Genomic DNA, 8,395 nt, shown 5'->3' with positions numbered 1-8,395 from the left:
GAGAGTAGGGAACTGCCAGACATCAAACAAGTGAAAAGGCCATCCGAAAGGATGGCCTTTTTGCGTTATGATTGCCGTGAAAACCGTAGGCCCGGCAGGCAACGCGCCTCCGGGCAAGACAGCAGATTAATGAATCACCTGCGACAGGAAGGCTCGCGTGCGTTCTGACTTAGGATGGGCAAAGAACTCATCCGGCGGCGCCTGCTCAACAATCTCTCCGCGATCCATAAAAATCACCCGGTCGGCCACGGTTCTCGCGAATCCCATTTCATGTGTTACACACAGCATGGTCATGCCGGATTGTGCCAGCCCAATCATGGTATCCAGCACCTCTTTCACCATCTCAGGATCCAGGGCTGATGTCGGTTCATCAAACAGCATAATTTTCGGCTTCATACACAGCGAGCGGGCGATAGCCACGCGCTGCTGTTGGCCACCCGATATCTGACCAGGAAATTTATTGGCATGCTCTGCAATACGTACGCGTTCGAGGTAGTGCATCGCCAGCGCCTCCGCTTCCTTTTTCGGCATCTTTCGTACCCAAATTGGCGCAAGCGTACAGTTCTGCAGAACGGTCAGGTGTGGAAACAGATTAAAGTGCTGGAATACCATTCCCACTTCCTGACGTACGCGTTCAATGTTGCGGATATCTTCATTCAGCTCGATACCATCAACCACAATGCGTCCTTGCTGGTGTTCTTCAAGATGGTTAATACAGCGAATGGTTGTGGATTTCCCGGAGCCGGAAGGGCCGCAAAGAACGATGCGTTCCCCCTGCTTTACCTTGAGATTAATGTCTTTCAGGACATGGAACTGTCCGTACCATTTATTCACATTTTCCAGCGTAATCATCGCGTCGGCGGGTGTCATAGTTATTTGGCTCATAATTTCCTCAGTGCGGTGTACGCCCGGTGTTAAAGCGCTTTTCCAGATGCTGGCTGTAGCGCGACATGCTAAAACAAAAGATCCAGTAGATAAGGGCTGCAAAAACATATCCTTCTGTGGACATGCCCAGCCAGACAGGGTCCACGGTGGCCTGTTGCACGCTGCTAAAGAGATCGAACAACCCGATGATGATCACCAGGCTGGTATCTTTGAAGAGGGCAATGATTGTGTTGACCAGTCCCGGGATAACCAGCTTGAGAGCTTGTGGAAGAATGACCAGTCCCTGCGTTTTCCAGTAACCGAGCGCCAGTGATTCCGCCGCTTCGTACTGGCCTTTAGGTAACGCCTGCAGCCCACCTCGTACAACTTCAGCAACATAGGCGGACTGGAAGAGAATCACCCCGACCAGCGCACGGATCAGTTTGTCTATCGTGGTGCCTTCTGCCATAAACAGCGGCAGCATGACCGAAGACATAAACAGAACTGTGATAAGCGGCACGCCGCGCCAGAACTCAATGAAGATAACGGAGAGCACGCGTACGATCGGCATTTTTGAACGCCGTCCCAGGGCAAGTAAAATCCCCCACGGCAGTGCGCCGGCTATTCCCACCGAAGCGATGATCAGCGTCAGCGTCAGACCACCCCACTGGCGTGTTTCTACGCGTTCCAGCCCCAGGAACCCGCCATACAGCAGTATCCAGACAATGATGGGATAAACTACCGCCCAGCCGGCAATGTAGCGTCCACGATGAGGCAGCTTTTTCCAGAACATGACCGCGACAGAGAGCAGGCCGATTACCAGCGCCAGATTTATACGCCAGCGCTGTTCATGTGGATACAATCCATACATGAACTGACCGAAACGCTCATGAATAAATACCCAGCAAGCACCAGCTTTGGTGCAGTCTGCCCGGGTGGTACCGACCCAGTTAGCCTGTAAAAATGCCCAGTTCAGCAGAGGCGGGATCAATTCCCACATTAGCCACATACAGACGATCGTCAGCAGGCTATTACTCCAGCTGGAGAACAGATTCTTACGCGTCCACAGAATGAAGCGTCCACCTGTCGAATTGGCAGGGCGCGAGGCGTGCGACAGTATCGCTTTTGTCATCATAGATCCTTAGCGCTCGACCAGTGCTATACGACGGTTATAAAGGTTCATCAGCAATGAAATCACCAGGCTGATGATCAGATAGACAGACATGGTGATCGCGATGGTTTCAATGGCTTGTCCGGTCTGGTTAAGCACGGTTCCGGCGAAGAGTGACACCATATCGGGGTAGCCTATGGCTGCGGCCAGCGACGAGTTTTTGACAATGTTCAGATACTGGCTGGTCAGGGGAGGAATAATGACCCGTAAAGCCTGAGGAATGATGACCTGGCGAAGCGTCACGGTATGGGGCAAACCCAGAGAGCGTGCCGCCTCGTGCTGTCCGTGAGGTACGGCCTGGATCCCTGCTCGGATAATCTCAGCGATAAACGCGGACGTATAAATCGACAGCGCCAGCGTCAGTGCTGCCAGCTCAGGAATTAATACCATCCCGCCCTGAAAGTTAAAGCCACGCAGATGCGGAATATCCCAGTGTAGCGCTGCTCCGAACAGCCAGTGTGCCAGCAGTGGCAGGCAAACAATCAGGACAGCCGCCGTGGGCCAGGTTCTGCGAAGCTGCCCGGTTTTGATCTGATGCTTGCGATTAAAACGGAATACTCCGGCTGAGAGAACAAGCGCTATCACAATTGCGGCGATGAACGCATACAACCCTTCACCTTGCAGAGGAGAAGGAATGGATAACCCTCGGTTACTGAGGAAAAACAGCTCAAACGCGTCGACGGCCTGACGGGGACCCGGAAGGTTACGCAGTACGGCGAAATACCAGAAGAAGATCTGCAGCAGTGGTGGGATATTACGGAACGTCTCGATATAAACAGTCGACAGTTTCCGCAGGAGCCAGTTTTCAGAAAGACGCGCCAGGCCGATAAAGAACCCCAGTATCGATGCGAAGACGATACACAGCGCCGAGACCAACAGCGTATTCAATAAACCGACGACGAACACGCGTCCGTAGGTGTCTCCTTCCTGGTAATCAATAAGGTGCTGAACAATGCCAAACCCTGCGCTGCGATCCAAAAACGCAAAACCGGAGGTAATGCCGCGGTTATTCAGGTTGGTGATTGTGTTATGGATGAGATACACGGCGATGAGAACAACCGCAACGATAGCAATAATCTGGAATAGCCAGGCGCGGACCGCGGGATGAGAAAAGGATAGCGATCCTTTTACGGCTGAGCGGCGATGGGACATAAAGAAACCTCAATAACCATGACTCTGGAGTGGGCACCGCCTGAGCAGTGCCCGTTACAGCTATGACTTAACGTACTGGTGGCGCGTACTGAATACCGCCGTTATTCCAGAGATTGTTCTGGCCGCGTTTGATCTTCAGCGGGCTATCCGATCCCACATTGCGCTCAAAGATCTCAGAGTAGTTGCCCACCTGTTTGATGATGTTGTAAGCCCACTTGTTATCCAGCTTCAGATCTTTACCGAAATCACCCTCTTTACCGAGCAGGTGCGCCATATCCGGGTTGGATGGATTCGCGGCTTTCTCATCCACGTTTTTCGAGCTGATGCCCATCTCTTCTGCGTTCAGCATGGCGAACAATGTCCAGCGAACAATGGAGAACCAGTCTTCATCGCCACGGCGTACCACGGGTCCGAGAGGTTCTTTTGAGATCACTTCAGGCAGGACAATCCACTCAGCCGGGTTGCTCAGCTTAATACGTAAGGCATACAGCTGTGACTGGTCAGAAGCCAGGGTGTCACAACGACCGGACTCCAGCGCTTTAGCCGATTCATCCGAGCGGTCAAATGTCACAGGGGTGTACTTCATGTTATTTGCTTTGAAATAGTCTGCGACGTTCAGCTCGGTATCAGTACCAGCCTGGATACAGACGGTGGCACCATCCAGTTCTTTCGCGCTTTTCAGGCCCGCTTTGTTATGGGTCAGGAAGCCGATGCCGTCATAATAGGTCACGCCGGTAAATGACATTCCCATACCCGCGTCGCGGGAGGAGGTCCAGGTGGTATTACGGGAGAGCATGTCTACCTCGCCGGACTGCAGCGCCGTAAAGCGCTCTTTCGCCGTCAGCGGGGTATATTTTACTTTGCTGTCATCACCAAAAACGGCAGCAGCGACGCCACGGCAGACATCCACATCAATACCGGTAAATTTGCCGTTCGCATCGGCATAGGAGAAGCCAGGCAAACCGTCACTGATACCACATTGAACAAAACCTTTCTTTTTAACGGCATCCAGTGTCGTTCCCGCATGGGCTTGACCGGCTACGGCAAACAACATGCCTGCAGCGGCCAGGCTGGCTATCATCGTCTTTTTCATAATGCATCCTGTGTGGCGAATTTATCGTTATAGAGGCGTTTTAAAAACGCTTTACCTGTCTGTGGCGTTGGCCAACGTTTATAAAGCAAACGTAATGCCAGTTTTGCGTTCGACAAAATAAGTGAGAAGTGAACGCTTAATGCTGAGTGTAGACAGGCTTAAATAAAACGAGCGCCCCGAAACGGTGCGAAATTACAACCTGTGCCACAAATCGGAGCAAAAGTTTTAACGAGAGTCAGAGGAAATGTAGAGATAGTTTCCAGAGTGAATATTGGCAGGGTATTCAATAGGAATAATGTGTGAAAATCATCACGATAGAATATGAAATTTAAATGAGTATACGGAAAAGTTGTGACTGGCTTCTGGCTGAAATTAATTATGTGAATAAATACGGGGCTATTTTTTTACTTATTTGAAAACACTGCACTCTTTAAAAGCAAAAGCGCGGCCGGAGCCGCGCTTCTGAACAGATGTTATTTGGTCAGGGCAACGATACCCAACGTCAAACCCGCCACAGCGGCTGCACCACCGGCGATAGCACCCGCGGTTTCCCAGTTATCCTGGGTGGTGCCTTTCATACAGGTATTGGTATGAACCAGTCGGCCCTGGTCATCGTAAACCGGTACACATGGAGAGTCGTGCGCGCAACCAGCAAGCAACGCAGCGAGGAGTGCAACGGAAATGAATCTTTTCATGATGTTACCTCAGTATTATTTCTCGTCCGCTATAAAGCCAGGAGGGCAATTAGCGAACTGGAGGTTATTTTACCACCGGGGTAAGACCGTGTTACACAAGGAATAATCTCAATTTATGTCGTTTGTAAAAATCGTGGAGAAAAGTCGGTTTCAGGAAGAATTAATGGAGAAATTATGAAGCTGCAAAAGGCTGTTTTTACTTAATGCAAACCACCCTGGTTTTAACGCTGCTATTTTGTAAAGTCTAATTCGTTGTTTATGTTAAAAATAAAAAGGCACCAAAGGTGCCTTTCAGGAAAACATTACTCTTTATGGCGGGTGAATCGTCGGCGGACAACCACAAAGAAAACGGGCACGAAGAAAATGGCCAGAAGCGTTGCGGAAAGCATCCCTCCCATCACGCCCGTACCCACCGCGTTTTGTGCGCCGCTCCCGGCCCCGGTGCTGATCACCAGCGGCATGACGCCGAGAATAAAGGCCAGGGAGGTCATCAGGATGGGGCGAAGGCGCATCCTTGACGCTTCCAGTGTGGCTTCAATAATACCTTTACCTTCTTTCTCCATCAGGTCTTTGGCAAACTCGACGATCAGGATGGCGTTTTTCGCCGATAAACCAATCGTCGTCAGCAGGCCGACCTGGAAATAGACGTCATTGTTTAACCCGCGCAGCGACGCTGCAAGCAGCGCTCCAATGACACCCAGCGGCACCACCAGCATGACTGAGAACGGAATGGACCAGCTTTCATACAGGGCCGCCAGACACAGGAACACCACAATCAGTGAAATGGCGTACAGCGCCGGCGCCTGGTTACCCGAAAGCCGCTCCTGATAAGACATTCCCGTCCAGTCATAGCCGATGCCGGAAGGCAGTTTTGCCGCCAGGCTTTCCATCATCACCATCGCCTCACCGGTACTTTTCCCCGGGGCTGATTCACCGAGGATCTCCATTGATGGCATCCCGTTGTAGCGTTCCAGGCGAGGTGAACCATAGACCCAGTGCGCGTTGCTAAAGGCTGAGAACGGGACCATTTCCCCATTCGCGCTGCGCACGTAAAGGTTGTTAATATCGCCTGGCAGCATACGGAATTTTGCGTCGGCCTGGACGTAGACCTTTTTCACGCGTCCGTGATCGATAAAGTCATTCACATAGGTGCCACCTAACGCCGTCGAGATCGTCTGGTTGACGTCAGAAATACTGACACCCAGCGCCTGCGCTTTCTCCTGATCGACATCCAGCTTGAACTGAGGCGTATCTTCAAGACCGTTAGGACGCACGCGAACCAGCAGGTTAGGGTGCTCTTTCACCATGCCGAGCAGTTGGTTACGCGCCTGCGTCAGCTGGGTATGCCCCAGGTTAGCCTGGTCAATCAGCTCAAAGTCGAAGCCCGTGGCGGTACCCAGTTCAATAATTGCTGGCAGGTTAAACGGGAACACGAGACCATCCTTAATCTGACTGAAGGCTTTGGTCGCGCGACCCACAATGGCTTCGACGCCATTTTCCGCCCCCGGGCGCTCCTCCCAGGGCTTCAGGCTGATGAAGGCAATGCCGGAGTTCTGACCCTGGCCACTAAAGCTAAAGCCGTTAACGGTGAAGACGGATTCCACATTCGCCTTCTCTTTGTTCAGATAGTAATCCTGAACCTGGTCGAGGACCTGCTGAGTGCGCGTCTGGGTTGCCCCCGCCGGGAGCTGAACCATCGTCATAAACACCCCCTGATCCTCTTCGGGCAGGAAGGAGGTCGGTAAACGAAGAAAGAGCACCGCCATCCCGCCGACAATAATGACATACACCACCAGATAGCGGCCGGTCTTGCGCAAAATACCGCTCACGCTGTTGCTGTAGTGCTCCACACTTTTATCAAAGCGCGCATTAAACCAGCCGAAGAACCCCCCTTTCTGCGCATGATGGTCGCCGGAGACGGGCTTGAGCAATGTTGCACAGAGTGCGGGCGTCAGGATCAGCGCCACCAGTACGGAGAGCGCCATGGCGGAAACGATCGTCAGTGAGAACTGGCGATAGATTGCCCCCGTTGAACCGCCAAAAAAGGCCATTGGAATAAAGACCGCTGAGAGCACCATGGCGATCCCCACCAGCGCACCCTGGATTTGCCCCATCGATTTCTGCGTGGCCTCTTTCGGCGGCAGCTTGTCTTCTACCATGACGCGTTCAACGTTCTCGACGACCACGATGGCGTCATCCACCAACAGACCTATCGCCAGCACCATGCCGAACATTGTCAGGGTATTGATGGAGAAACCGAACGCCGCCAGAACCGCGAAGGTCCCCAGCAGAACGACCGGAACCGCGATAGTCGGGATGAGTGTCGCCCGCAGGTTTTGCAGGAACAGGTACATGACCAGGAAGACGAGAATAATCGCTTCAAACAGGGTCTTCACCACTTCGTGAATGGAGATTTTCACAAAAGGTGTGGTGTCATAGGGGTAGACAACCTTCAGCCCCTGCGGGAAGAACTGCTGCAGTTGCGCCAGTTTGCTCTTGATGGCTGCCGCCGTGTCCAGCGCATTTGCTCCGGTCGCCAGCTTAATCCCCAGGCCGGTTGCCGCCTGCCCGTTGATTTTGGTCACCATGTTGTAGTTTTCGCCGCCCAGCTCAATGCGAGCCACATCTTTCAGATGCACCATTGAGCCATCCTGATTCACTTTGAGCGTGACCCGACCAAACTCTTCCGGCGATTTAAGGCGGGTTTGCGCGATGATCGAGGCGTTCAGCTGCTGCCCGGGAATGGACGGCGTTCCACCCAACTGGCCTGCCGCTATCTGGTCATTCTGCGTTTTCAGCTGGTTGATAATATCCAGCGGCGTCAGCTGATATTTGTTCATCGCATTGCTGTCGAGCCAGATGCGCATCGCATACTGGGCCCCAAACAGCTGGACGTCGCCGACGCCAGACGTTCGGCTGATGGCATCTTTGACGTTTGAGGCGACATAGTCGGAGATGTCATCCTGCGTGAGATGTTTGTTATCTGAAACAAAACCTGCTACCAGCAGGAAGCTGCTGCTGGACTTCTCAACGCCAATCCCTTGCTGCTGTACCTCTTGCGGCAGCAGCGGCATGGCGAGCTGCAGTTTGTTCTGAACCTGCACCTGGGCGATGTCCGGATCGGTCCCTGACTCGAAGGTGAGGGTGATCGTGACGTTACCTGCCGAGTCGCTGGTGGAAGACATATACATCAGGTTATCGATACCGTTCATGTTCTGTTCGATAACCTGGGTCACGGTATCCTGCACCGTTTGGGCATCAGCACCCGGGTAGGTTGCGGATATGGCCACCGCAGGAGGCGCAATGGTCGGATACTGGGCGACGGGAAGTTTGAGAATGGCCAGCCCGCCGGCAATCATTAAAATGATGGCAAGTACCCAGGCGAAAACCGGTCGCTGAATAAAGAAATTAGCCATGTTG

6 protein-coding genes are annotated in these 8,395 nt (G+C 52.7%); all 6 read right to left on the bottom strand.

Annotated features, from left to right (window positions below; genetic code table 11):
* Nucleotides 1–126: 126 nt before the first annotated feature.
* The 6 genes from C5687_RS06605 to C5687_RS06580 all read right to left on the bottom strand — a co-directional run bounded on the left by C5687_RS06605 (nucleotide 127) and on the right by C5687_RS06580 (nucleotide 8,391).
* Nucleotides 127–885, bottom strand: coding sequence for an amino acid ABC transporter ATP-binding protein (locus C5687_RS06605; RefSeq protein ID WP_014171880.1), 759 nt, complete (start codon nucleotides 883–885; stop codon nucleotides 127–129).
* Between the two features lie 7 nt (nucleotides 886–892).
* Nucleotides 893–1,996 carry an amino acid ABC transporter permease gene (locus C5687_RS06600; protein ID WP_104556623.1) on the bottom strand — a complete coding sequence of 368 codons (1,104 nt, stop codon included), beginning with the start codon at nucleotides 1,994–1,996 and terminating at the stop codon, nucleotides 893–895.
* Nucleotides 1,997–2,005: 9 nt separating this feature from the next.
* Nucleotides 2,006–3,187 carry an amino acid ABC transporter permease gene (locus tag C5687_RS06595; protein WP_047959578.1) on the bottom strand — a complete coding sequence of 394 codons (1,182 nt, stop codon included), beginning with the start codon at nucleotides 3,185–3,187 and terminating at the stop codon, nucleotides 2,006–2,008.
* Nucleotides 3,188–3,254: 67 nt separating this feature from the next.
* Complete coding sequence (locus C5687_RS06590; protein WP_094919383.1) at nucleotides 3,255–4,280, bottom strand: amino acid ABC transporter substrate-binding protein; 1,026 nt, start codon at nucleotides 4,278–4,280, stop codon at nucleotides 3,255–3,257.
* Between the two features lie 473 nt (nucleotides 4,281–4,753).
* On the bottom strand, nucleotides 4,754–4,975 hold the full coding sequence (locus C5687_RS06585; protein ID WP_008502867.1) for a lipoprotein: 222 nt from the start codon (nucleotides 4,973–4,975) through the stop codon (nucleotides 4,754–4,756).
* A 302-nt stretch (nucleotides 4,976–5,277) separates the two neighbouring features.
* Complete coding sequence (locus tag C5687_RS06580; protein WP_104556622.1) at nucleotides 5,278–8,391, bottom strand: efflux RND transporter permease subunit; 3,114 nt, start codon at nucleotides 8,389–8,391, stop codon at nucleotides 5,278–5,280.
* Nucleotides 8,392–8,395 lie beyond the last annotated feature (4 nt).

The sequence above is a fragment of the Enterobacter sichuanensis genome (assembly GCF_002939185.1).
Taxonomy (GTDB): Bacteria; Pseudomonadota; Gammaproteobacteria; order Enterobacterales; family Enterobacteriaceae; genus Enterobacter; species Enterobacter sichuanensis.
Note: the sequence above shows the minus strand (reverse complement) of the source record. Positions and strands in the feature narration are given on the sequence as shown.